Below are 24364 nucleotides of genomic sequence, written 5' to 3'. Positions count from 1 at the left end.
TAAACGCGCACAGGGCCGCTAGGCCAACACTGCTCGCGTGGCCTCGACCAGGCGCTCCAGCCAGGCGTCGGTGCCGACTGCCTGACGCAGCGGCTCGTTGGGCAATTCGATGCTGACCGGCAGTCCGGCAGGCAGGGTCGACCAGATGTCGGCCAGGGCGATGCCGCCGGTGCCGGGCACCAGACGCTCTTCGCGGGCGTGACGGATCAGTTCTGCGTCCTCCGTAGGAGCGGGGGTCGAACCGTCGCACATCTGGGCGTAGTGAAGCCACTCGCGCGGGATGGACGCAAGATCCTCCAGCGTGGTCGCCGAGCGGTCGGTGTGGAGTGCGTCGACCAGGACACTACGAGCCGGACCGTCTGCCGCCGAGACGATCTCGATGGCCGCACGCGCATCGGGCACCGCAGTCCACGGCATGAATTCGAGCGAGGCGACGATGCCGTAGTTCGCGCACAGTTCAGCGAGGCGGGCATAGGAGTTCGTGAGCCGAGCGCGGTCGCGGTCGTCGCCGCCCACCAGAACGGCTTTGGCTCCGAGCTGTGCACCCGCTTCGAGAAGCGGAACGTAGTCGGCGGGGTCGAAGTCGGCTGCAAGGCGGATGATTTCGAGGTCGAATACCTCAACGGGTGAATCATCCAGTCGACGCACCAGTTCGTCCAACGACTGCTTGTCCTCGTGCAGCGGGTAGGCCGTCGTACCTGGTGCCGCAGGCATCAGGCGGATGCCGATGGTGTCGAAGCCGTGCTTTTCGGCCAAGTCGACGTGCTGCATCGGAGCAGTGTCCAGCACCGTGAGGGCTGCAAGCCCGAGTGAGAGTGTCATGCGTGCGCTCCAACTGTCTTGGCTCCGGCCAGTTCCCGACCTGCCAGGTAACCGAACGTCATCGCCGGGCCGAGGTTGATGCCGCCGGACGGGTAGTGCCCGCCCATCACGCTGGCCTGATCGACGCCGACGGCGAGCAATCCCTCGATGGGGCGGTCGTTGTCATCGAGAACCTGCGACGACGAGTCGGTGACAAGCCCGGCGAAGGTACCGAAACTGCCCGGCACCACCTTCACCGCGTAGTACGGACCCTTCTGCAAGGGCGCGAGCGACGGGTTCGGCCAGGGGTTGGCGGTATCGCCGGATCCCCGGTTGAACGGTGTTGTGCCGCGACCGAACTCGGGGTCTTCACCGGCCACGGCCCCGACATTGAATGCCTCGATTGTCTTTTCCAACTGCGTCGGATCAACGCCGATCTTCTCCGCCAGTTCGCGAACAGTGCGACCCCGTGTCAGGTATCCCGAGCGCAGGTACGGCTGGATCGGGATCGGCAGGGGCTTGGCCATGCCCAGCGGGAGGTAGCGCACATACTGCTGATCGGCGATCAACCACGAGCACACTTCTTCGCCCTCAGGAACCTGCTCGACCATCGCGAGGGTGTAGTCGTGGTAGCCGAGTGCCTCGTTGACAAAACGCTTGCCGTTCGCGAGAACTCCGATGACACCGGGCTTTCCGCGGTCGAGGATGTGCGGGAACACCCCTTCCTTGCCGTTGCGGTAGCGAACGATGGAGACGGGGCAGTACGCGACGGGGGAGGCAAGAGTGCGGTCGAGGCGACCACCCGCGGATTCGCCGAGGGTGATGCCGTCGCCGGTGGTTGTCTTCGGAGTGAGTGACCAGTGCTCGTTTCCGGTGGGGGTACGGGGGAACAGTTCACGTCGGCGGTCGATGTCCTGGGCGAAGCCGCCGGTGGCCAGTACGACGCCGCGCGTGGCAGTTACCGAGTACGCACCATCCGGGCCTTCGAGGCGGACACCGACAACGCAACCGTCATCGTCAGTCTGCAGCGATGTTGCCGACGTTTTCACCCGAATCTCGACGCCGAGATCGAGCGCTGAGCGAAGCATCATGCCGACAAGCGCAGTGCCGTTGACGAGTTGCTGGCCACGACGCTTGGTGGCGAGATCGAACATGTGCTTTGTCACGCGAACACCACAGTGCACAAATGCTTTCGGCGATCGAGTCGAATGCAGGAATGCCTGCAGGTCGGGGCCGGCCATGATGCCCATGCCGAGGAATGACGTCTCGTACAACTGTCGACGTAGCAGCGCCGCGACGTCGGGGCCGAGCTTTCGCAAGCTCACCGGTTTCGGTCCGACGGAACGATGACCCGTGCCGGCTCCCGGTGTGTCGCCGTGAATGTCGGCGATCTTGGCTCCGGGAACAAACTTCAGCGCAGTCTTGCGTTCGAAGAACTCGACCATCTCCGGTGCGCCGTCGAGAAGAGCATCCACTTTGGCGGCGTCGAAGTTGTCGCCGAGTCGGTTCTCCAGATATGTCCGCGGCGCCGAACGATCCTCGACAACCCCGTCGGCGATGGCAAACATGTTGCGTGGGGTCCACATCCACCCGCCCGACCAGGCCGTTGCGCCGCCGCAGGTGTCGGCCTTCTCGACAACGAGTACCGACGCGCCGCCATGTGCTGCGGCAATTGCTGTGGAAAGCCCGCCTGCGCCGGAGCCCACGACAACTACGTCGTAGGTGAGGGGGGTACTGCTACTCATTTCTGCTCCTTGGCAGTTGTTGCGAGGGTCGGTGTCGATGTCAACTCGACAACCTTCCCGGTTCGTGACGATTCGTAGATTGCGGCGATGATGGCAAGTGACGCGCGGGCGTCTCGTCCGGTGACGGCGGGTTCGCGCCCGGTCAGGACCGCGTCGGCGAAGTCCTGAACCTGCAGGGTGTGGAAGTCGGTCAGTGCCGCATTGACCGCTCCCACATCGAGATTGGCGTCGATGTCGGCGGAATACGGCGACTGGAACTCGACTTCGCCCGGCACGGTCCAGATTTCGTTGACACCCTCGTGCCCTTCAGGAAATTCGAGGACGCTGGCGATGGCGCCGGTGCGCCCGATCACCGAGACACGGTTGCCCAGGTTGTGATTGGCGCCGGTAGTCGCGGTGACGGTGGCGGTGCCGCCCGAGGCAAAGGAAATTACAGCTGACGCGCTGTCTTCGGTCTCGATGTGCTCACCGTGGGTGTGGGTGCGGATGAAGCCGCTGACCGAGACGGCCTCGCCCATGAACCAGGCCAGCATGTCGATCTGGTGCACCGCCTGCGTCATGAGCACGCCACCGCCGTCAGTGTCCCAGCGTCCGCGCCACGCGTCGGCCGAGTAGTAACTCGATGGGCGGTGGAGGATCACCGACGCCTCGCCGAGCGTGGGCAGTCCGATCCGGCCGTCGTCGATGGCGTCCCGGATACGACGCGCGGCCGGCCAGAAGCGGCGTTGGAAGAGGACGCCGAAGGTGATACCGGCGCGGTCGGCGGCCTCGATCATGCGGTCGGCGGCAGCAACATCGACCGCGATGGGCTTCTCGCACAACACATGTACACCCGCTTCGGCAGCGGCCACGACTACCTCTTCATGTACCGGGTGCGGCGTGCAAACGGTGCAGGCGTCGAGTCCGAGGGCGAGAAGTTGCTCCACTGAACTCACGGCTGCGGGAATGCCGTGCGCTGCCGCGAACTCCTGGGCGCGTCCGAGATCGGGATCGCAGCAGCCGATTACCTCGACGCCGGGGACTTGTTGCAGGGCTCGGGCATGGTTGCCGGCGATCTTGCCGCAGCCGACGATTCCGACTTTCAATGTCATCAGAAATGTTCCTCTGCTTCGACGTCCCGCGCCGCAGACTCGCCGCGGTCGAGACTGTTCAGTGCTTCGATGTCTTCGCCGGAGAGGGTCACGTCGAGTGCTGCCAGGTTTTCGGCCTGACGCGTCGGGTTCGCTGATCGCGCGACCGGAACCACACCCTGCGCGACGTGCCAAGCGAGGACCACTTGAGCTGGTGTGCAACCGATTCGACCGGCGATCTCGCTCACAACGGCGTTGTCGAGCACGTCACCCCGGCCGAGCGGACTCCACGACTGAGTGAAGATGCCAAGTTCGTCGTTGGCGCGGCGAACCGGGATCCGAGCGAGCGACGGGTCCATCTGAATCTGGTTGACTGCCGGTGCTTCGCCGGTTTCGGCGACGACGCGGCGCACGTGGTGCTCCAGGAAGTTCGACACACCCACGTACCGAACCAGTCCGGCGTCGCGGCAGGCCAGCATCGCCTCGAACGACGCAACGTAACGATCGATTCGCGGGAGCGGCCAGTGGATCAGGAACAGATCGAGTTGATCCAGTCCCAGTCGTTCCAGGCTCTGCTCGAGCGCTCCGCGGATGTCACCGGAAACCTGGTCGTTTCCACGAAGTTTGGTGGTGACAAACAGTTCTTCTCGCGGAAGAGCAGACTCCGCCAACGCTACGCCGACGGCGTCCTCGTTGCCGTAGATCGCGGCGGTGTCGATGAGGCGGTACCCGGCCTCGATTCCGGAGAGTACCGACTTCGTGGCGTCGGCACCGACCAGTGGCCAGGTTCCGAGTCCGATGGGTGGCAACGCAGTTGCCACCGGTGCGGCTGTGTGTGCGCTCATGCGTGAACCTCCTGACGGGCCGCAGCGGCGGCTGTGATGGCGGCGGCAGTGATGGCGACGGCAACGTCGGCTGCGGTCACGAGTGCGGCATGGATGGATCCGCCGTCACCGCTCGCGTCTCCGACGGTATGGACCCCGAGTCGTGGTGCCAGTGAACGGAGTTCGGTCAGAAGCTCCGAGCGCGGCTCGACGCCCTGTGAGATCAGCAGCTCGCCGGGGGCGTCGACTTCGCTCAGTACACCGCCTGTCGAGATCGTGACCGACTTAGCGTCGACCTTCGTGACGATCGAGCTCAGGTAGGTCGTGAGGTTCTCACTTGCGGCTAGGCGCGGCAGCAGCACAATCTTGCCGCGTCGGCCGACGTCGTGTGCGATGGTTTCCTGCGGCCCGATCATGACGACCTGGGTGCCCTTCTGGAGCAGATCGTCGGCAACAGCGGCAGCCTCGCGGTCGGCGCCGAAAATGGTGATTGCTTCGGGGGCAGGATCTCCGGAGGCGAGGAACTCGCGGACATCACGGACGGTACGGGTTGCTGCTCCGGGGAGGTCAGTCACGGGACCGTGCCCACCGGCAGCAAGGACGATCGCGTCGAAGTCACTGTTTGCGAGCAATGCTGCGTCAGCTCTGGTCGAAGTGTGGCACTGCACCCCGAGTTCGGCCAGTTCCGCGAGGTACCAGTCCACGATCCGCCCGTATTCGGGATATTCGTGCAGCTTCGATGCCAGAGCGAAGTCGCCACCGAGACTGGGGCGTTCGTCGTACAGGTCGACGCGATGACCGGAAATTGCGAGGTCGCGGGCAGCGGCCATTCCGGACGGACCGGCACCGATTACGGCGACGCGTACGGTGGCATCAGCCGGCTTCGTGGGCTGATCCAGTTCACGTCCGACCCACGGGTTGACGGAACAGGGAATGGGGCCGGCGGCCAGGTTGTCGATGCAGTAGTTGCAGGCGATGCAGGGGCGGTAGCGGCCACCGTCGACAGCGCGATTCGGAAAGTCCGGGTCGGCGTGCAACGTACGGGCCATGCTGACGAAGTTCGCCTGACCGGATTCGATGATCTGCGCGGCGATCTCCGGCGACGTGATGCGTCCGGCCACACCCACCGGGATGTCGAAGTCGCGCTGGTACTGCTCGGAGTACGGTGCGAGGAGTCCGCGGGACCATTCACCGGGCTGGATGATCCACTGTCCCGCTTCGTAGTTGCCGGCCGAGACGTCGAGAAAATCGAGTCGGTCAGTGTCGATGGCGTCGATGCGAGAGCGGGTCGTCTCGGCGTCGAGTCCGCCGTCAATGCCTTCGAAGGCTGAGAATCGAAGTCCCAGAGTGATTCCCGGAGCATGCTCGTGGACGGAGGCGATGACCTTGTTGACGAACAAGGTGGGGTCGGCCCACTCGTCGTCGCGGTGATTGTAAGCAGGGGAGAGGAACTGGTGGATCAAGTACCCGTGGCCACCGTGCAGGGAGATGACGTCGACGCCGGCCTGCTGGCAGCGCGCCGCAGCTTCACCGAAGCATTCGATGATGTGCTCGATGTCGTCGCCGTCGAGTTGTTCTGGCATTTCGCCGCCGACAACCAAACACGGAATCGGTGTCGGGGCAACGGGAACAAATCCACTGACCGACCCCTGCGCCGTGCGTCCACCGTGGTTGAGTTCGACTCCGACGAGGGCGCCGTGAGCGTGGATCGCGTCGGCCATCTTCTTGATGCCGGGAATCCGTTCGTCGACGTCGACGCCCATCTGCCGGATGCGTCCCTTGCCGTCGGCACGCACGTAGCTCGCTTCGGTGAAGATCAGTGCAGCACCACCTTCGGCGCGGCGGGCGAGGTACGCAATGTACTCGTCCGTCATGGTGCCGTCGACTTCGCAGTAGTTGCGTTCCATCGGGGCGGACACGAACCGGTTCCGGAGGCGGACGCTGCCCATGTCGAGAGGTTCGGCGAAAGGCGCAGTCACATTCATCAGTGCTCCTGGTACTTCGCGAGAAAGTAGGTGTTCGGTTGTGCTCATGCGCATGCCGTCTCGGAGAGCAGCTCGCTCAGATGGCTGCGCATGCGATCCGTATCGGCTTCGACACCGGTCAGGAGTGTGAAGGTGTCAGAGGCTTGAGCCACCAGCATCTGCCCACCGTCGAGAACCGCGCATCCGAGAGCAGCTGCAGCGTCGAGCAATTCGGTGTGCATCGGTCGATAAACGATGTCAGCGACCCACAATCCGGAATGCAACGCCGCAGGGTCGAAGGGAGTTCCGGGGTGACCCACCATGCCGATCGGAGATGCGTTGACGACGCCGTCGCACGTCGTCAGGTTGACGGCGATCTCACCGATCGCCAAAGCCGTTGTGCGCGTGCCAGGGAAGGCCGAGGTGACGCGAGAACACACATCGGCAGCGCGATCGGGATCAATATCTGCGATGCGAAGATCCGTGGTGCCGGCGGCGGCGAGTGCGTATGCCACAGCGGAACCCGCCCCTCCTGCCCCGGCAAGCACCACTCGGTCCAAGGCGGCGTCGGGCAAACCGCGCTGCAGTGCTGTGAGGAATCCGCTGTGGTCAGTGTTGTGGCCGATCAAACGGCCGTTGTCGACCACAACCGTGTTGACGGCACCGAGCAACCGCGCGTTGCCGGACAGCTCGTCGAGCGCGTCCACGACAACCTGCTTGCACGGGTGGGTGATGTTCAGTCCGGTGAAATCGCCCGCGACGGCGCCACGCACCACCTCACCGGTTTTCTCGACCGAGATGTTCAGGTTCTCGAGATCGATCAGTTCGTAGCTGTAATCGTCGAGTCCGAGTGCTGCTGCTTCGTGTGCGTGCAACGCGGGCGAGAGTGAGGTGGCGATACCCGACCCGACAAGGCCGATACGGTGACGTGTGTATTCGGAAGTCATGACATTCTCCTGCATAAGTGGGGACGGCCCCTCGCGGCAATTCATCGCGAGGGGCCGGTCCGGTCAAGCGTTGTTGCTGGTGAGCTCTGAGTCCTGCTTGATCGGCAGGCTCGGCTTCGGTTGGCCCAGTTCTGCTGTGGGCGTGCGGTACGTTTCCGGTCCGGTCATTGCCGCGATGGCGGAGATGACGGCGAAGCCCAGGCACATCCATGCAACCGGTGTCCAGTTGCTCTTGTCTCCGGCCGAGATCGCCTGGGCGATAGCCGGCGTGAAGCCGGCGACAAGGAGTCCGAGCATGAGGCTGACGGCCATTCCGGTGTATCGGACCTTCGCGGGGAACTGCTCCGGGAAGTATGCCGGGTACGTGCCGTTGGGCATCGCGTAGAAGATTCCGATCATGACGATTCCCGAAGCGAAGACCATGGGGACGCTTTGGGTTCCGATCGAATGGAAGAACACGAAGATCATCAGGCCGGCTCCGATGGCGCCGACGACGAAGATGGGCTTACGTCCGTAGCGATCCGAGAGAATGCCGAACAGCGGCTGAGTCAGTACGGCAACAAAATTGGCGGTCGCGATGGCCCACAGCATCGTGGAGCGTTCGAAGCCGGATTCGACGGCGTACGCCAGGGCGAAGACGTTGACGATGGTGTTGATCATCGCGAAGGTCGAGCTCATGCTGATACGGATCACGGTGCGCCAGTGCGAGCGGAACATCTCGACGACGGGAATTCCGGCCGTCTCGTCCTGTTCCTTGAGTTCTTCGAATACCTCGGGCTCATCCAGGGCGCGACGTAGCCACAGCGCAACGACGGTCACGATGATGCTGAGCCAGAAGGGAACTCGCCAACCCCACGAGTAGAGGTCTTCGTCGGGCAGGCTCGCCACTGGGATGAATACCAGGCTGGAGACGACGATGCCGAACATGATCCCGCTCATGGTGAACGAGGTGAAGAACGAACGACGGTGATCAGGTGCGTGTTCGAGAGTCAGTGCCGAAGAGCCGGGTGATTCACCGCCGGCAGAGAGCCCTTGAAGAAGGCGAAGCAAGACGAGAATGATCGGCGCGGCGATGCCGATCTGGTCGTAGGTCGGCAGGCAACCGACGATGACCGTCGCAACACCCATGAGGAGCAGGCAGGCGAGAAGCGCGTTCTTGCGTCCGTACCGATCGCCGAGGTGTCCCCACAGCACTGCGCCGAGTGGGCGGGCGACGTAGGCCACGCCCAGGGTGCTGATCGAGAGCAGCGTTGCCGTCGAGCCGCCGCCAGGAAAGAAGATCTTGGGGAACACGAGCGCGGCTGCGGAGCCGTAGATGAAGAAGTCGTAGTACTCGAGGGTGCTGCCGAGGAAGCCCGAAACGGCGGCGCGGCGCGCGTTCGAATTCGGATGCTCTTCGGTGGAGTGTGTGGAACCGGTGGAGGTGATCGGTGGTGCCATGTGAAGTCCTTTCGTCCCGATGGGCCGGCCGTGGCGGCACGTTTGGTGATGCACCACGCATCGGTGACGTCCCTCACCTTTCGGCGGCTGAGACGACAGTGCCACGAAGGACTATGGCGCGTCCAACACTAAATGAGTCTCAGATAATGACGTTTTTGGTCTCAATCTCCGGCGTCGGCAGAATCTCCTCGGATGTCTCCAGTGCGACGGCGAGTGCATCGGTCATATGCCGGGGTGACCAGGCAATTCCGTGGTTCATGAACGTCGGCTCGCCGGTGAGTGGGACGAACACACTGCCAGGTGGGGTGATCGCAGCCATGCCCGACGTCATCAGCGCTACGCCGACGCCGGCGGCAACGAGCATGAGGATCATGTACGGATCGGTGATCTCCTGGACGACGCGAGGCCTGAAGTCTGCGTTCATGCAGGCGCGCATCGCGGTTTCCTGGAGGGCCGAGCCGGCTGAGAGCGGGGTGGTCACGAATCCGTCGTCGGCCAATTCGCGGAGATCGATCGCGTCCCTCTCGGCAAGGGGATGGTCGATCGGAAGTACGGCGCCGAACGCCTCCCGTCGGATCAGCCGGGTAGACAGTGATGCGGATTCCACCGGTAGTCCGACGAAGGCGAGGTCGAGGGCGCCGCTCTCGAGTTGAATGACCGCGTCGCGCGTCATGATCCGGCCGAGGAGTGTCAGTTCGACTTCCGGATAGCGCTGACGCAACGCGCGGGTGAGCGGCGGAAGTGCTTGATAGTTGAGCACTCCGGTGAACCCGATCGTGACTCGTCCGTAGACGCCTCCCGACGACGCACGCGTAGCGTGTCGTGCCGTCTCCATGTTCTCGATGACGCGATAGGCGTGGGGGAGAAAGGCATGTCCGCCGGACGTGAGTGCGACGCTGCGAGTGCTTCGTTCGAACAACTTGACGCCGATGTCCTTTTCGAGCTTTCGGATCATCTGGCTGAGCGGCGACTGGGCCATCTGGAGCCGTGATGCGGCCCGCCCGAAGTGAAGTTCTTCCGCAACCGCGACAAACGCGTGCAACCAGCGGGTTTCCATCGCCAAGGCCTCCAGGTATTTGACGTTGACAACAAGCGCCATATATTCAGAATTTCTACACAGTGTGACGGCAATTATGCCTGTTTGCAACATAAATTGAGTGCGTAGCGCACAGAAACTCGGGAGTGAAGATGATGCAGGGCTATCCAGAGGGTGTCACCGCGCTCGTTACCGGCGGTGCGAGCGGAATCGGCGCCGCCAGTGCAAAGATGTTGACGGAGAGGGGAGTTCGGGTGGTAACGGCAGATCTTGCCCAGGGTGCGGACGAACAACTCGACGTGAGTGATCCGACAGCAGTCGATGCGCTTCGGACCAGACTCGGCAGGGTCGACATCTTGATCAACAGTGCGGGAATCGTCGGACCATCAGCGCCACTCGTCGACGTCGACCTCACGGCTTGGCGGCGTACGTTCCGCATCAACGTCGAAGGAACATTCCTGATGTGCCGGGCGTTCGTGCCGGGGATGGTTGCGTCGGGGTGGGGGAGGGTCGTCAATCTCGCGAGTATTGCGGCCAAGGACGGAAACCCGAATCAGAGTGCATATTCCGCGTCCAAAGCGGCAGTCGTCGCGCTGACGAAGTCGCTCGGCAAAGAGGTCGCCACCACCGGTGTGCTGGTCAACGCGATTGCTCCCGCGGCCGTGGAAAGTCCTATGAATGCCGGCACCGATCCGGCCATCCTCGCTCGTTCGCAGTCTTTGACGCCGATGGCACGGATGGGGCGGGCCGACGAGATCGCCGAACTGATCTCCTGGCTGTCGTCGTCGGCGGTGAGTTACTCGACGGGTGCTGTGTACGACGCCAGCGGTGGCCGCGCAACGTACTGAATTACCTTCTGGAAGAAGTCGATCAGAACTGGAGCAGTGACTGCCACAGTTCGCGAGATGCGTCCTGGTACTCGAGCATGTGCGAGATCAGTTCACGCAGTGGCTGCGTCGGTTCGAGTTCTTCCGGAAGGAGCGGATTGCGCACGATGACCGCGATCACCGCGCTGCCCAAGGCAAGTGATTCACGGGCAGCCTCCTCGCGGCTGATTGTCGCCAGGCGTGTTTGCGCCTGTGTGAGTGCTTCACGGGCCTCGGCGATGTCGACCAACAGTGCTTCCGAGTTCCAGAGTGTGCGGATTGTCGAATCATCCTCGGGGGCAAGGTGAGCGATTTCCATGACAGCCGATTCGGGGGCGGCGCCGAGTCGGCGGAGAGTGCGGCGGGCGCTGTCCGTGCCGCCGAGCAGATTGTTCGGGCGGACGGCGAGTGTGGGCTTCCACTCCTCGTAGCCCGCCAGGCGCAGCGCCTGATCGTGTCTTCGGGCGGCAGTGCGGTCGCTTCGTTTGAGCGCTGAGTGCTCGACGGCTATCCACGTGCCGTCCCAGGGGCGTATGCGATCGGTACGAGTTCGCCACCCCTCGACCTCGCTGTAGGTGGGGATACCGTCCGGGTTGAGGACGTACGTTCCACGAGCGGTGCGACGCAGTTTGTTCTCGCGGCACAGGCGGCCCGTTGCCACGCGAACGCTCGATGCGCTGACACCGACGATCTCGCCGGCCCGGGTCAGCACTGCAGTGCTGAACTCGGTGTCCGGACTCGCCGTTGCGAGGTCCAGCACAACTCGGGTTGCGGACATTCCTCGATCAGTTTGTAACAACTTTTGAACAACTCCTGACAAATTCTGTTACAAGTGGCATGGTGGGTACCGGGAAACCTTATCCGCGAGCAGTGAGGAAATATCGTGACCGACTCCGATCGACCAGGTGGCGATGTCTATGTGGAGCGTGACGGTGGCGTCACCGTCATCGTGATGAATCGCCCTGATCGCAAGAATGCGGTGGACGGGCCGATGGCGGCGCAGTTGCGTGATGCCTTCCTGGAGTTCGAATCGGACGAGAGTCAGAAGGTGGCGATTCTGTGGGGCGCGGGCGGCACATTTTGTGCCGGTGCGGATTTGACCGCAGTCTCCGACCCCGCCCGCGTGCATGAGTTGCATCCGGAAGGCGGCGGCACCGGCCCGATGGGGCCGAGTCGGTTGGTGTTGTCCAAGCCATTGATCGCCGCCGTCAGCGGATACGCGGTTGCAGGAGGGCTCGAGCTTTCATTGCTCGCGGACCTGAGGATCTGCGAGGAGGATTCCGTGTTCGGAGTCTTCTGCCGGCGCTGGGGAGTTCCTCTCATCGATGGTGGGACCGTGCGACTGCCGCGAATCGTCGGGCAGGGGCGAGCGCTCGACATGATCTTGACCGGTCGCCCGGTCGACGCTCCGGAGGCGCTGGCCTTCGGACTGGCCAATCGTGTTGTTCGAGTGGGGCAGTCACTCCAGGCAGCCAAGGAGCTTGCGCACCAGTTGTCCGCTTTCCCTCAACTCTGCGTGGTCGCGGATCGCGCGTCGGCCTACCGATCTTTTGATCTACCACTTGCCGAAGCACTGCGGGCCGAGGGCGTCGCGGGAAATCCCATTGTCATCGCTGAAGGTGTGCGCGGCGCTGCTGCGTTCGCCGCGGGCGCCGGTCGGCACGGCCGGTTCGAGAACAACCCGAATTCGAACGAGGAAACTGAACCATGATGCCCATAACCAGAGACCTGATCGCCCGTGGTGCGCGACAGCACGGATCGCGAACAGCCGTCGTTTTCGGCGATCGATCGATGACGTTCACGGAAGTGGACGAACTCAGCAGCCGATTGGCGCACACATTCATCGCCCTCGGTATCGGGCGTGGTGTACGGGTTGCGTTGCTGGTCAACAACTCTCTTGCCAGCGTCCCCGTCGATTTTGCCTGTGTCAAAGCCGGCATCAACAGGGTTCCGCTCAACTCGCGTCTCTCGCTCGACGAGCACGCGAGAATGCTCGAGGATACCGACACCTCGCACGTCGTCTTCGGTAGTGACCTCGCGGACCGCGCCGCTGAACTGTCCGCCAGGTTCCCCGAACGTACGTTCATCGGGCTGGAAACAGGTTCGGCGCGGCAGCGTTCGCTGCTCGACCAAGCACAGAGCATGCCTTCGGACACTCCGGACGTCGAGTTAGCTCCCGACGATGTGATCCTGACGCTGTTCACCTCCGGGACCACGGGAACATTGAAGGCCGCGCAGCACACTCAGCGCAGCTACGCCGGCATCTGCCGCAATGTTCTGCTCAATCTGCTTCCGGCGACTCAGGACGACACGATGCTGCACGCGGCATCACTGATTCATGCCAGCGGTGTCTTCGTGCTTCCGTTCTGGCTGCGTGGCGGCAAGACCGTCATCCTTCCCGGATTCGACCCGTCGACCTTCTTGGACTCGATAACCGAGCATCGGGCTACGGCAATCAATCTGGTGCCGACGATGATTCAGATGCTCCTCGAACGCCCTGATTTTGCGAGCGCAGACATCTCGAGTCTGAAATCCGTGATCTACGGTGCGTCGCCGATGCCGCTGGCCACCATCGAACGTGCAATGCAGGCGTGGGGGCAACACCGTTTTCTCCAGTACTACGGGCAGACCGAGGCACCGCTGTGTATCGCAGTCTTACGGCCCGAAGATCACACGGAAGATCGCCTGCTGTCCTGTGGTCAGCCCGCCATCGACGTCGAGATCAGGCTGCTCGACGGCGAGGGAAACGAAGTGCCCGAGGGAGAACCGGGTGAAATCGTGATCCGCTCGCCATCGGCGATCGCCGGATACTTCAATGCACCGGAACTGAATGCGGACACCTTCACCGAAGACGGCTGGGTTCACACCCGTGACATCGGTCAGTTCGACGCCGAAGGATTCTTGTTCTTGAAGGACCGAGCTTCGGACATGATCATCAGCGGCGGATACAACGTCTACCCCCGTGAAGTCGAGGATGCACTCCTGACGCATCCGTCTGTCCGTGAGGTCGCCGTGGTGGGTACCGCCGACGCCAAGTGGGTGGAGGCGGTCACGGCTGTGGTGGTACTCGAGGACGGGACCGTCGAAAATGACGCGCTCCAAGGATCATTGGTCGCGCACGTCGGCGAGCGACTGGCGTCGTACAAGAAGCCGCGTCGGGTTGTTTTCGCAGAATCCATACCGAAGACGGCCGTCGGCAAGCTCAATCGGAAGGCGCTGCGAGACGAACTCCGCGACGCTATCTAACTCCGCGAGTGCGGAATTGAACGCTGATTCTCGGCCCGAGGGCCCGCGCACTCTTCGGGACACAGTGTTCCCACGTGCGTTGGCAGGATCCGCCCATGACGAGTAGATCTCCGTGTCCGAGATTGAAGCGGATGGATTCGCCGCCCCCACGAGGGCGCAGTAGGAGCGGGCGAGCCGCACCGAGAGACAGGATGGCCACCATCGTGTCCTCGGTGCGACTTCGTCCCGTGTCGTCCCCGTGCCAGGCAACGCTGTCGGAACCGTCGCGATAGAAACACAGACCCGACGTGGCGAATGGTTCACCGAGTTCGTCGAAGTAGTGACTGCTCAGCGCGTCTTTGGCTTCGGTGAGAAGCGCGTCCGGCAGTGGTTGATTCTCTGCGTAGAAACACACCAGACGAGGGACGTCGACAACGCGGTCGTACATCTGACGCCGTTCGGAACGCCACGGCACCGTAGCCTCCAGATTGTCGAACACGGCCTCCGATCCGGTCAGCCAGGCCGGGCGATGGTCGACCCATGCGCCGGCGGTGAGAATACGTCGCTGCACCGTGCCGTCGAGATCGGCCAAAGAAACGCCGAGGTCACCGTTGTCGAACAGAGACGGTTGCATCGTGGCGGTCATAGGCTCCACCGTACACCGAAATCGAACATATGTTCCCATGAATTTTGATTGCAGTGCTGGACGGCTGTTCATCCTTGCTGGGTGATGTCCGTCGGCGTGAACCTTTGAATACTGTTCTCACGCTATTTCGCCGAAGAAGGGGACGTCATGACTGCTCCGCACCAATCTCATGCGAACCATCCTGTCCGACAAGGCTTTGCCATCGGGACCACGGTGGCGGCAGCCTGCCTGCTCTTCGTCGCGGGAATCGTCGCGTTGCTCCAGGGCATCGCGGCTCTCGCAGACAACGACCTGCTGATCGTCGGAGTCAACTACACCTTCGAATTCGATGTCACGACATGGGGTTGGATCCACATCGTGCTCGGAATCATCGGCATCGCGGTGTCGCTGGGATTGTTCGTCGGCATGACGTGGGCCCGCGGCATGGCCTTTGTGATCGCGGCGCTCTCGATCGTGGCGAATTTCCTGTGGATGCCGTACTACCCGCTGTGGTCGATCGTGATCATCGCCCTCGACGTCGCCGTGATCTGGGCCGTCGCGACCTGGCGACCTGACGAGGTGTGATCCTCTGACCGAAGTGAGTGGTTCACCTGCGACAGGTGAACCACTCACTTCGCTGTGTCCGGGCCTCCACGGTTGGCCTCATCCCTACGCGGCGTCAGCGCCGTTTCGGTGACTCGCGATCCTGGTTTTCGCGCGGACGCATGTCCTTCGTCGATCGGTGTGGGAAGCCGTGGATCATCGAGCAAGAGATCCAGCAGATCACCACCGTTGCGATTCCGAGTCCGATCGACGCGAATGGTTCCTGCGTGGCCAGCCAGACGCTCAGTCCGATTGCCGTCCCGACGATCAGAATCAGGATGGTGTCGAGTCGTGTCGTTTGCATCGAAATCATCGCCTGGCACAGATTGTTTTCGGCGGCCCGCTGGTTTTGGCGGCCCGCCACCCGGCGAGTGACAGCCGGGGGCAGACCTTGCGCGGCTGACCCCTCGCTCTGGAAATCGCCGCCGCAAGTGATCAATACCCGCGAAATTCGTCTGCGAAACTATTGGCAGGCAGAACAGGACCTTAGGCCTCAAGGCCGGCATGCCGGCCTTGACTATGACGTAGCGTCATAGTTGATGCTGTTCGTATGCGAATCAGCGACGTGGCCAGTGCGGCAGGCACCACTCCGCGGACCGTTCGGCACTATCACCGACTGGGGCTGCTGGCCGAGCCGAGACGACTGTCCAACGGTTACAGAACTTACGAACTTCCCGATCTGGTCAGGCTGATGCGCATTCGTTGGTCACCGCCGCCGGCATTCCACTCGGATCCATTGCCGCGATGATCGAACCGACGCCGATCGATGCACGAGAACCGGACGACTTCGCCGAAGATCTTTCCTCCCTGATCGCGGAGATAGACCGGAAACAGCGCGTCCTCGCAGACCAGCGAGTGCGCCTCCAGGAAATGCTCACGGCGCGAGGTGCTGGCCGGGTGGTCTCGCCGCTTCCGGTGGAGTTGCTGTCTGCGTTCGACGAGTTGATCGCGTCGTCCCCGACGGATTCGGTTCGGCGTCTGTTCGAGCGCGAACGCGACATGTGGGAATTGGTGGCGATCTCGGGAGCAGCGCCACACGAACTGTTCTCCACGGCTGCGCGATTGCTGTCCGACGAGGGCGACCGGAAGAGAATTGTGGATCTGTACCGTCGTTTCGCCGCTCTGGCTGGGCGCGAGGTAGCCGAGGTTGCAGACGAGATCGCGTACTTGTCGGACGAACTGGAGGAATCACTGGGCGGGGTGCTCGGCGATGTGTACTCAGACGGAGACTCCGCAGGTGTGGGATTCTCGGTAGGGATCGCGGACCTGGTGCCCGATCCAGCGCAACGTGAAGTGGTCGCGCGCGTCTCAACACGTCTCATGTCAGGCGGTACGGCGTGATCCGATCACTGTGGTTGCTCTCGACGGGTCGGAGAGACGGAGGTTCCAGTGATACAGCGACTTTCGGCTACGCGCGGGGGACCATGTCGATACCGGTGGCATTTGTTGCGGCGAGTGTGATCGAGGCCGTAGCGATTCACTTCCTGGTGCCGTGGCAGTGGCTTCGCGTCGTGCTGCTCGTTGCAACGGTGTTGTCGCTGATTGCGATTGGCGGTTGGCTTGCCGGACGCGTCGTGCACCCGCACCTCGTCTCGGCTCGAACGGTAGTGTTTCGATCCGGCAGGGGCATTCGAGTCGAAGTGGACCGATCACGGATTTCGCGGGCGAGCATGGTCCGAAGGTTCGGTGAGACAGCAAATGTGATTGTCGACGATCGCTTGGTTCTGCCGGGGCCCGACGGCACTGTCGTGGATGTCGACTTCGATCAGCCGCTCTCGGTCACGCTCCCGAAACGGCTCTCGAAGGCCAGTCCCACCACGATCGGTGGGCTGCGTTTGCATGTCGATCAACCCGGCGAGTTCTGTGATGCATTGGGGCCGAACTGAATTCGCAACGATCGTTTGGATCCGGTCAGTGCGGAGACTTCGGTGGAAGACCTTCACGGAACGGATCGACAACCAGCCACTGCACCGTGCCACCGACATTCCATAGTGCATCGGGGTTGTCGAGCGAGGCCGCGTACGTTGCCGCAGCTTGGTCGCCGGCGATCTCACCGCTCTCGCCCGACGGCGGGTTGGGCTCGAGGAATTCGGAGGGGTGCGGCCCTGGCCATTCAGGCACGTCGAACGGGGAAATGCTGGTGTCGATGAGGCCAGGTCGATGCACGGTCACCCGGTCGGGAACTTGCTTGGTTTCCGCCGCCACGGCGATGCCTGGTCCTTCGGCAGCTTCGCCGTCGCCGCTACCGCAGCCTGCCACTGCAAGAACAAGTCCCGTGATTGCCACACCCACTACCGCATGACGTATCCGCACTGTTTTCTCCTAGCCTGGGCTGACCCCGTTCGAACTCCACTATTGCATCTCGCCAACTCCGCGGGATGCGTCTTTCGATAAATGTGGGAAACGCACTGAATGTGCGTAGAAGACTCGGATTGCCAAACTATTCAGCGGTCGATCGAGGTGCGGCGGCAACGGATTGTGCCTGCCACCGTTCCTCGATGCGGCCGTACCGCCACACGAGGAGGGCGATCAGCCAGGTGACAACGAAGAGTCCGACGATGATGAAGCCCATCGCGCCGAGATCCAAGTTCCCGATGGCGCCGAGAATCCCGTCGTGGATGTCGAGTTTGTCGGTGAAGATCGAGATGATTTCTTGGGTCCCGATCAGCAGTGCCACTGCCACCGAGAGTCCGGTAATCACCATGTTGTAGTAGATCTTTCGTACCGGCTGGGCAAATGCCCAACCGTAAGCGAAGTTCATGAACGATCCGTCGATCGAGTCGAACAGAGACATCCCGGCGCAGAAGAGTATCGGTAGAACGAGGATCGAATACCACGGGAGCCCTGTCGCTGCCGCGCCGCCGGCGATCACCAACAGTCCCACTTCGGTGACGGTGTCGAATCCCAGTCCGAACAGTAGGCCGACCGGGTACACGTGCCAGGGCTTGCGAACCATCTTCATCACCGGGCCCAGGATCTTGTTGAGGGCGCCGCGGCTGTCGAGTTCCTTCTCGAGTTGCTCCTCGTCGAAGGTTCCGGCCTTGTACTTCGTGTACACCCGATGAATCCCGATGAGAGAGAAAAGATTCAGGAGGCCGATCAAGATCAGGAACGTTCCGGAAATGGTTGTGCCGAACAAGCCGGTCCACTTTTCCAGATCGGAGTTGTCGTCGGAAAGGCTGGTGGCAAGTTGCCGCACACCCAACGCCAGAAGTGCGACGAGAACAAAGACGATGGTGGAGTGCCCGAGTGAAAACCAGAAACCGACGGACATCGGTTTCTTGCCGTCCGCCACCAACTTCCGAGTGGTGTTGTCGATGGCGGCGATGTGATCGGCGTCGAAAGCATGGCGCATGCCGAGCGTGTACGCCGTGACACCGAGTCCGATGCCGAAGACACTGCCTTCGATCGTGTAGTGGCCGGGGACAACCAGACCGAGCAGAACTGCCCACCCGACGACGTTGAGTGCTACGACGGTGACGGTCATTCCGATGATGCTTCGACGCTGGCCTCGATCCAGACTGTGCCAAGCGCCGGCGATTCGGGTGCCCGTCGTGGTCATTGTCGTGGACATCGAACCTCACCGATCTTTCAGTCGCGGCCGGCGGCCACCCTACTGAAATCGTATAAGTGTTCAACTGTTCAGATAAGCGCCTGGAGGTTACAAATCACCCATCCGGTAGTAAAACTGCTTTGCTCCCGGATGGGAAACGCTCAGGCAAACACGGTATTGACCAGCGCGACGTAGATCGTCGTTCCGACAACGATGCTCAGGACGGCATTCTTTCGCCACAGGTGCGCGGCGATTGTGGCACACACTGCAATCAGTTCGGGGAGGCCGTGAGACGGGGCGGTGATCGACACCCCTTTGAGTGAATACATCACGAGGATCAGCATGACGCCGGCCGGCATGTAGATGCCGAGGTAGCCGACCAGGGCGGAGGAGCGCAGCGGCATGAGCGCGGCGAAGGGGATTGCGCGCAGCGCGAAGGTGACCACGGCCATGACTGCGACCGCCGCAAAGATGTACGAGGTGTCAGGCATCGATCTTCGCCTTTCGTGAGTCGTAGACAAAGCGGCCGATCAGGAAGAGCACGAAGGCGCCCATTGCAATTGGCAGCATGTGATCCGGGGCTGCGAGCCGGGCGACCAGAGCGCAGGTGACCGCAGCGACCGGCACCGCGAATCCGTTTTGTGCGCGAATTGCCTCGATCGAGAGGACGACGAACAGTGCGGTCAGAGCGAAGTCGAGACCGACTATCGAATCTGGAATCCACTGTCCTGCCGTCGCGCCCAGGATCGCGCCACCGATCCAGTAGCCGTGGAGGTACAGCTGGGAGTAGACGATGACGCGTCCGGTGAGTGCCTTGGGATCGGCAGTTACCGACATCGCATAGGCCTCGTCGGTCAGCGCGAACATGCTGTAGAAGCGGGCGAAGGGGTTGCGAATCTTTTCCAGCGGAAAACTCAAGGCGTAGAACACATGTCGAAAGTTGACCAGCAGTGCGGTCAGAGCGACGTACGGCAGTGGTGTCATGGCCGCGACCATTCCGACGGCGAGAAACTCCAGCGATCCGGCGTAGATCAGCGAGGTGAAAGCGACTGCCCACCAAGGGTTGAGGCCCTGTTGGACCACAAGAACGCCCAGGGCTATCCCGAGTGGGAGCAGGCCGAATCCGACCGGCAGCGACAGTTGGAAGGCATGCCGCCACGCCGGGGTTCGCGGCGAGAGTTCGACGGCAGGCGCGGCCGTCGACGATGCTGGTTCGATCACGACGCAAATCTATAACAAAGATCGAGGTGATCGATTGCTCAGAATGCCCACATATTGAACAGTGCGCAATAATAGTGCGATGGATGCCATGGATGACGCAATTTTGTTTCACCTCCGTCAGGACTCGAGTCTGACGAACACGGAATTGGCGGATCTGGTGGGTCTGACACCGTCCCCTTGCCTGCGCCGCGTGAAAAAGCTCGAAGCCGACGGAATCATCACCGGGTACCGCGCGATCGTCAGTCAGGAAGCGCTTGGCCGAGGATTTCAAGTGATCGTCACCGCCGAGATCGGAGTCAACGACCAGGCGACCATCGAGGACTTCGAATCCCAGGTCGCCGCCTTCGACGAAGTGATCGAATGTCGGCGGTTGTTCGGAATTCCCGACTACTTCATTCGGGTCGCGGTGAAAGATCTCGCGACGTACGAGAACTTCATGGTCACCAAGCTCAGCGGGCTTCCGGCTGTCTCGCGGGTGACATCGCTGATCACCATGAAGACCATCAAGAGTGTCGACTGATGCCCGGGCTCGGCTGAACCTTCACTAGGTGTCGGTGGTCGGCGTTAACGTCGGAACATGGGATACGAATTTCAAGTCACAGTAGATTCGGCACACCCGCACGAACAGGCGAAGTGGTGGGCCGCAGCACTCGGGTGGGCAGCGGAGCCCAGCGACGAAGACTTCATCAGGGGCCTCGTCGCTGCTGGTCACGCCAAGGAATCTGACACCACGACCTTCGAGGGAGTTCTCGTCTGGCGCGAAGGTGCAGCCATCAGCGATCCGGAGCATCCCGAACGTCCCCGCGTTCTGTTCCAACTGGTTCCGGAATCGAAGACGGTGAAGAACCGGCTCCATTTCGACATACGAGTGGGCGACAAGCGCGAGGATGTCGCAGCGCACCTCGAGACGGTGGGGGCGACGATCCTGCACCGGGGAGCGCAGGGGCCGAGCGTGTGGATCACGATGACCGATCCCGAAGGAAACGAGTTCTGCGTCAGCTAGCGGTACGAACTCGGAGTGTCGCCGGTCCATCGTTTGAAGGCCCGACGGAACGCGCTGGGCTCGGAGAACCCCAATCGCGCCGAGAGTACTTCGACGGATTCTCCGCGCCGCAAACCAGCGATGGCTACGTCGCGGAGCACTTCCTCGCGTAGTTGATTCAGTGATGTTCCGTCACGCCGCAGCAGTCGACGCAGATGGGGAACGCTGATCGAGAGCATCTCGGCGATCTCCTCGGCCGTGGAGGTTCGCCCCTTCACCCCGAGTTCCAGGACCCGTCGCACCTGCGCCGACGCAGTGCTGTCGTAATCGCGTTCGGACATGAGCTGAATCGGAGATTCTCGGAGGTACTCCTCCAACGTCTCCTCGGTTTGGATGATCGGTGCGCGCATGGCCGAGTTGTCGAACTCCAGTGCCGCTCGCTGCGTGCCGAAGGTGACCGGCGCTCCGAAGATGTAGTCGTAGTCCTGCGCCAACCGCGCATCCGGTGCCGAGTACGGAAATTCGACTGCCCGAAGTCGGACGCGCTTTCCGATCAACCACGCGGAAAATCGGTGCAGCAAGATCAGGACAAAATCGGTTGTGACACGTTCTGCGACATCAGGTTCGGCGACGCCTTCGCGAGCGCGGACTGCGAAGCTCACCCGCGTGCTTTCCTCGCCCTTTTCGATCGCCAGTGGGGCCAGAGCCGGTAGCGCACGGATCACGTCGGACATTCGAGCGAACGCTGATCCGAGGTCAGGGCAATGGATCAACGTCAGGCAGATCAATCGGAAAGTGCCACGGGGGACCGGGGCGGATCCGAGGCCGAACAATTCGTCGTCGGTGATCTGCCAGGTGGTTTGAATGAAGGTGGTGACCTGAGTTGGGGTCAGCCGCGCGCGAGCGTCCGACAATGTCTCCAGGTCGATCCCAGCAGCTCGCAGTGCACCAGACAAATCGACGTCGTTGTCCGGCGAGAACGCGAGGTAGCGGTGGACGAATGCGGTCGGGATGGTCCGCGCTGTCATGGGTGCGCTGTTCCTTGGAGCAGGTGGAGACGGCGTGCAGCTTTGGAAAGAATGTGGTCCTGCTTGCAGAAGGCGAAGCGCACCAGGTGCTTCCAATCGTCGCGGTTGTCCGCGAACACGTCGACCGGTACGGCCGCGACGCCGATACGCTCGGGTAGGGCGCGACAGAAATCTCCCGCGTCGGTTTCACCCAACGGTCTGATGTCGGCAAGGAGGAAGTACGTGCCGCCGCCGGAATGCACCGTGAAACCGGCCTCGGTCAGAGCTTTTCCGAGTACGTCCCGTTTGCCCTGCAAGCTCTGTCGAAGTTCGACGACCCACGGCTGTTCGTTGGTCAGCGCGTAGGCAACGGCCGGTTGGAATGGTGCACCGGCAACAAATGACATGAACTGCTTGGCGGCACGGACTCCGTCGATGAGTTCTCGGGGGGCGATCGCCCAGCCGGTCTTCCAGCCGGTGACATTGAAAGTCTTTGCGGCACTGGACACAGTGACGGTGCGCTCACGCATGCCCGGGAGCGACGCCATCGGTGTGTGGGTGAGGCCGTCGAAGACCAAGTGCTCGTAGACCTCGTCACTCAACACGATCAGGTCGCGTTCGCACGCGAGTTCGGCGATCGCTCGAAGTTCGTGATCGGTGAATACGGTGCCGGTGGGGTTGTGAGGACTGTTGACGATCAGCATCTTCGTCTTGGCGGTGATCGCGCCGCGCAATGCATCGAGATCGACCGCGAATCCGTCTCCCGCGGCAACCAGCGGAACTGTGCGACGCACAGCGCCTGCCAATGCGACGGATGCAGCGTAGGAGTCGTAGTACGGCTCGATCAGCACTACTTCTTCGCCGGGTTCGACCAGTCCGAGAATCGCAGCACTGATCGCCTCGGTGGCGCCGACGGTGACTAGAACTTCGGAGTCGGGATCACTGTCGAGTCCGTAACGGACGCGCCGATCCTCCGCGATGGCCTGACGCAAGACGGGCATGCCCGGACCGGGCGGGTATTGATTGACGCCCTCGGCGATGGCTCGGCGCGCTACTTCGAGCATGGCCGCAGGACCGTCGGTATCCGGAAAGCCCTGACCGAGGTTGACCGCGTCGTGAAGTGTGGCCAACGCTGTCATCTCGGCGAAGATCGTGGATGCGAACGGCTGCAGACGCGAGACGGTGCGGTTGCGGGGCGTCGAAGGCATCTTTGCAGCTTAGTCGGCTGACACCGCATCCTCACATCCGCTCGGACGCGGTGCTTGTCACGTTTGAATCGCCGCCATCGTCCAACTCTGTAGAGAGCATCGAATCCGGTGCCCCAGAACATACGGAGGCTTGCCATGACTCGCATTCCCGCAGTGACACCGTCAGAAGCCAGTCCGTTGATCAAAGTGGCATACAAATTCGCCGCCAGGCAGTACGACGAAGTCCCCGAGCCCTTTGCCGTCCTGGCCAACCATCGGAAATTGTTCGTCGCGGCTGCCCGTCACGAGATGGCCGTGCAGAAGGCGTCGAAGGTGCTGCCGTCGAACATTCGTGAACTGGCCGTCTATCGCGTCGCCTGGACTGTCGGCTGCTCGTGGTGTGTCGACTTCGGGACGATGCTCTCGCGCCTGGACGGTTTGGACATCGACAAGCTGAAAGGGATCGCGAATTACCGGGATTCACCGAAGTACAGCGAGGACGAGCGGGCCGCGATCGCCTACGCCGATGCCATGACCGGTGACCCGCACGGGGAGAACGGGGTGACGGACGAGCAGGTCGCGGATCTCGAGCGCAGGTTCGGGCGAGCGGGCGTCGTGGAACTGACCTATCAGATCGGGCTCGAAAACATGCGCGCCCGGATGTATTCGGCGTTGGGGATCACCGAGCAAGGGTTCAGCACCGACTCCTGCCGCGTGCCCTGGGCCGAAGAATGATGCGCTGACTCGTCTACGGCAACTATCGACAATGCTCCGCAGATACGTGATCATGATTGACTAGTTCACGCATCTGCGGAGTATTTCGGCTTGTTAGGTCCGCACTTGCGACCTACGATCACCTGGTGCCCAACATTCGAATCCGCGAAGCTGCCGGTCTGCTCGGTGTCAGTGACGACACCGTTCGACGGTGGGTCGACGGTGGGCTTCTCACCGCGAGGACGGACGACTCCGGCCGCAAGGTCATCGACGGTGCCGAGTTGGCGGGCTTCGCCCGGTCCAACGCCGGACCCGCACCGGCCGATCCGCTCGCGGGTGCGAGTTCGGCCCGCAACCGGTTCGCCGGCCTCGTCACCAAGGTCGTCACCGACAAGGTGATGGCCCAGGTCGAAATGCAGTGTGGGCCCTTCACTGTCGTCTCGTTGATGAGTACCGACGCGGTTCGGGAGCTCGGACTCGAGGTCGGGAGTATCGGAGTCGCAATCGTGAAGGCCACCACGGTCATCGTGGAAACGCCGTAGTTCTGAACATAC

At 62.2% G+C, this 24364-nt stretch carries 28 protein-coding genes; 11 read left to right on the top strand and 17 right to left on the bottom strand.

Annotated features, from left to right (window positions below):
* Positions 1–18: 18 nt before the first annotated feature.
* From GJB56_RS15950 to GJB56_RS15915, 8 genes are all read right to left on the bottom strand, one after another.
* Positions 19–822: a sugar phosphate isomerase/epimerase family protein gene (locus GJB56_RS15950; RefSeq protein ID WP_113683314.1), complete on the bottom strand. Its 804-nt coding sequence runs from the start codon at positions 820–822 to the stop codon at positions 19–21.
* The gene (locus tag GJB56_RS15945) at positions 819–2546 is read right to left on the bottom strand and encodes an FAD-dependent oxidoreductase (protein WP_113683313.1); all 1728 of its coding nucleotides are present in this window, start codon (positions 2544–2546) and stop codon (positions 819–821) included. Before GJB56_RS15945 ends, GJB56_RS15950 begins: the two co-directional genes overlap by 4 nt.
* Entirely contained in the window at positions 2543–3637 is a 1095-nt protein-coding gene (locus GJB56_RS15940; protein WP_060938136.1) for a Gfo/Idh/MocA family protein, read from the bottom strand. The genes GJB56_RS15945 and GJB56_RS15940 overlap by 4 nt, the downstream gene beginning before the upstream one ends.
* Positions 3637–4461 (bottom strand): aldo/keto reductase, encoded by an 825-nt coding sequence (locus GJB56_RS15935; protein ID WP_113683312.1) that lies wholly within the window; start codon positions 4459–4461, stop codon positions 3637–3639. The genes GJB56_RS15940 and GJB56_RS15935 overlap by 1 nt, the downstream gene beginning before the upstream one ends.
* Positions 4458–6425 (bottom strand): oxidoreductase, encoded by a 1968-nt coding sequence (locus tag GJB56_RS15930; protein ID WP_195849548.1) that lies wholly within the window; start codon positions 6423–6425, stop codon positions 4458–4460. Before GJB56_RS15930 ends, GJB56_RS15935 begins: the two co-directional genes overlap by 4 nt.
* Positions 6426–6469: 44 nt before the next feature.
* Positions 6470–7351, bottom strand: coding sequence for a shikimate dehydrogenase (locus tag GJB56_RS15925; RefSeq protein WP_113683352.1), 882 nt, complete (start codon positions 7349–7351; stop codon positions 6470–6472).
* A 63-nt stretch (positions 7352–7414) separates the two neighbouring features.
* Entirely contained in the window at positions 7415–8791 is a 1377-nt protein-coding gene (locus GJB56_RS15920) for an MFS transporter (RefSeq protein WP_021345319.1), read from the bottom strand.
* Between the two features lie 139 nt (positions 8792–8930).
* Positions 8931–9848 (bottom strand): LysR family transcriptional regulator, encoded by a 918-nt coding sequence (locus GJB56_RS15915; protein ID WP_020970528.1) that lies wholly within the window; start codon positions 9846–9848, stop codon positions 8931–8933.
* Between the two features lie 134 nt (positions 9849–9982).
* On the opposite strand from GJB56_RS15915, the gene GJB56_RS15910 reads away from it, so the two are divergent.
* Complete coding sequence (locus GJB56_RS15910; protein ID WP_113683351.1) at positions 9983–10675, top strand: SDR family NAD(P)-dependent oxidoreductase; 693 nt, start codon at positions 9983–9985, stop codon at positions 10673–10675.
* Between the two features lie 22 nt (positions 10676–10697).
* Here GJB56_RS15910 and GJB56_RS15905 read toward each other — a convergent pair whose 3' ends face one another.
* Positions 10698–11471: a hypothetical protein gene (locus GJB56_RS15905; RefSeq protein ID WP_019744985.1), complete on the bottom strand. Its 774-nt coding sequence runs from the start codon at positions 11469–11471 to the stop codon at positions 10698–10700.
* A 174-nt stretch (positions 11472–11645) separates the two neighbouring features.
* Between GJB56_RS15905 and GJB56_RS15900 the strand changes: the two genes are divergently transcribed.
* Together GJB56_RS15900 and GJB56_RS15895 are read left to right on the top strand one after the other, a co-directional pair.
* Positions 11646–12404, top strand: a complete 759-nt coding sequence (locus GJB56_RS15900) for a crotonase/enoyl-CoA hydratase family protein (RefSeq protein ID WP_230091221.1) — start codon at positions 11646–11648, stop codon at positions 12402–12404.
* A complete protein-coding gene (locus tag GJB56_RS15895) occupies positions 12401–13939 on the top strand; it encodes an AMP-binding protein (RefSeq protein WP_113683309.1) in 1539 nt (512 codons plus the stop codon). Before GJB56_RS15900 ends, GJB56_RS15895 begins: the two co-directional genes overlap by 4 nt.
* Here the strand turns inward: GJB56_RS15895 and GJB56_RS15890 are convergent.
* Positions 13932–14564 carry an alpha-ketoglutarate-dependent dioxygenase AlkB gene (locus tag GJB56_RS15890; RefSeq protein WP_029256052.1) on the bottom strand — a complete coding sequence of 211 codons (633 nt, stop codon included), beginning with the start codon at positions 14562–14564 and terminating at the stop codon, positions 13932–13934. The two genes, GJB56_RS15895 and GJB56_RS15890, sit on opposite strands and share 8 nt — an antisense overlap.
* Before the next feature lie 147 nt (positions 14565–14711).
* Here GJB56_RS15890 and GJB56_RS15885 point away from each other — a divergent pair, with 147 nt between their 5' ends.
* Positions 14712–15128, top strand: coding sequence for a DUF7144 family membrane protein (locus tag GJB56_RS15885; protein ID WP_003940106.1), 417 nt, complete (start codon positions 14712–14714; stop codon positions 15126–15128).
* A 94-nt stretch (positions 15129–15222) separates the two neighbouring features.
* Here the strand turns inward: GJB56_RS15885 and GJB56_RS15880 are convergent, their stop codons facing one another.
* Entirely contained in the window at positions 15223–15450 is a 228-nt protein-coding gene (locus GJB56_RS15880; RefSeq protein ID WP_020970523.1) for a hypothetical protein, read from the bottom strand.
* A 246-nt stretch (positions 15451–15696) separates the two neighbouring features.
* Between GJB56_RS15880 and GJB56_RS31645 the strand changes: the two genes are divergently transcribed.
* The 3 genes from GJB56_RS31645 to GJB56_RS15870 are packed head-to-tail and all read left to right on the top strand — an operon-like array spanning position 15697 to position 17032.
* A complete protein-coding gene (locus GJB56_RS31645) occupies positions 15697–15894 on the top strand; it encodes a MerR family DNA-binding transcriptional regulator (RefSeq protein ID WP_230090989.1) in 198 nt (65 codons plus the stop codon).
* On the top strand, positions 15891–16487 hold the full coding sequence (locus GJB56_RS15875) for a MerR family transcriptional regulator (protein ID WP_230090988.1): 597 nt from the start codon (positions 15891–15893) through the stop codon (positions 16485–16487). Before GJB56_RS31645 ends, GJB56_RS15875 begins: the two co-directional genes overlap by 4 nt.
* Complete coding sequence (locus GJB56_RS15870; RefSeq protein ID WP_230090987.1) at positions 16484–17032, top strand: hypothetical protein; 549 nt, start codon at positions 16484–16486, stop codon at positions 17030–17032. Before GJB56_RS15875 ends, GJB56_RS15870 begins: the two co-directional genes overlap by 4 nt.
* A gap of 25 nt (positions 17033–17057) precedes the next feature.
* On the opposite strand, the gene GJB56_RS15865 is transcribed toward GJB56_RS15870, so the two are convergent.
* The 4 genes from GJB56_RS15865 to GJB56_RS15850 form a co-directional block, all read right to left on the bottom strand.
* Positions 17058–17459, bottom strand: coding sequence for a hypothetical protein (locus GJB56_RS15865; protein ID WP_113683307.1), 402 nt, complete (start codon positions 17457–17459; stop codon positions 17058–17060).
* 127 nt (positions 17460–17586) lie between these two features.
* A complete protein-coding gene (locus GJB56_RS15860) occupies positions 17587–18720 on the bottom strand; it encodes a HoxN/HupN/NixA family nickel/cobalt transporter (protein ID WP_113683306.1) in 1134 nt (377 codons plus the stop codon).
* 140 nt (positions 18721–18860) lie between these two features.
* Positions 18861–19190, bottom strand: coding sequence for a branched-chain amino acid transporter permease (locus GJB56_RS15855; protein ID WP_003940007.1), 330 nt, complete (start codon positions 19188–19190; stop codon positions 18861–18863).
* Positions 19183–19920: an AzlC family ABC transporter permease gene (locus tag GJB56_RS15850; RefSeq protein WP_020970518.1), complete on the bottom strand. Its 738-nt coding sequence runs from the start codon at positions 19918–19920 to the stop codon at positions 19183–19185. The genes GJB56_RS15855 and GJB56_RS15850 overlap by 8 nt, the downstream gene beginning before the upstream one ends.
* Before the next feature lie 79 nt (positions 19921–19999).
* On the opposite strand from GJB56_RS15850, the gene GJB56_RS15845 reads away from it, so the two are divergent.
* Together GJB56_RS15845 and GJB56_RS15840 are read left to right on the top strand one after the other, a co-directional pair.
* Positions 20000–20440 (top strand): Lrp/AsnC family transcriptional regulator, encoded by a 441-nt coding sequence (locus GJB56_RS15845; protein WP_020970517.1) that lies wholly within the window; start codon positions 20000–20002, stop codon positions 20438–20440.
* 57 nt (positions 20441–20497) lie between these two features.
* The gene (locus GJB56_RS15840) at positions 20498–20923 is read left to right on the top strand and encodes a VOC family protein (RefSeq protein WP_003940409.1); all 426 of its coding nucleotides are present in this window, start codon (positions 20498–20500) and stop codon (positions 20921–20923) included.
* Here GJB56_RS15840 and GJB56_RS15835 read toward each other — a convergent pair.
* Positions 20920–21930, bottom strand: coding sequence for an AraC family transcriptional regulator (locus tag GJB56_RS15835; RefSeq protein WP_113683305.1), 1011 nt, complete (start codon positions 21928–21930; stop codon positions 20920–20922). The genes GJB56_RS15840 and GJB56_RS15835 overlap by 4 nt on opposite strands.
* Positions 21927–23117 carry a pyridoxal phosphate-dependent aminotransferase gene (locus tag GJB56_RS15830; protein WP_113683304.1) on the bottom strand — a complete coding sequence of 397 codons (1191 nt, stop codon included), beginning with the start codon at positions 23115–23117 and terminating at the stop codon, positions 21927–21929. Before GJB56_RS15830 ends, GJB56_RS15835 begins: the two co-directional genes overlap by 4 nt.
* A gap of 135 nt (positions 23118–23252) precedes the next feature.
* Between GJB56_RS15830 and GJB56_RS15825 the strand changes: the two genes are divergently transcribed.
* Positions 23253–23831: a carboxymuconolactone decarboxylase family protein gene (locus GJB56_RS15825; RefSeq protein WP_020908828.1), complete on the top strand. Its 579-nt coding sequence runs from the start codon at positions 23253–23255 to the stop codon at positions 23829–23831.
* A gap of 125 nt (positions 23832–23956) precedes the next feature.
* Entirely contained in the window at positions 23957–24352 is a 396-nt protein-coding gene (locus GJB56_RS15820; RefSeq protein ID WP_020908827.1) for a TOBE domain-containing protein, read from the top strand.
* Positions 24353–24364: the final 12 nt, after the last annotated feature.

Source organism: Rhodococcus sp. AQ5-07, assembly GCF_009707305.1.
Taxonomy (GTDB): domain Bacteria; phylum Actinomycetota; class Actinomycetes; order Mycobacteriales; family Mycobacteriaceae; genus Rhodococcus_F; species Rhodococcus_F erythropolis.
Note: the sequence above shows the minus strand (reverse complement) of the source record. Positions and strands in the feature narration are given on the sequence as shown.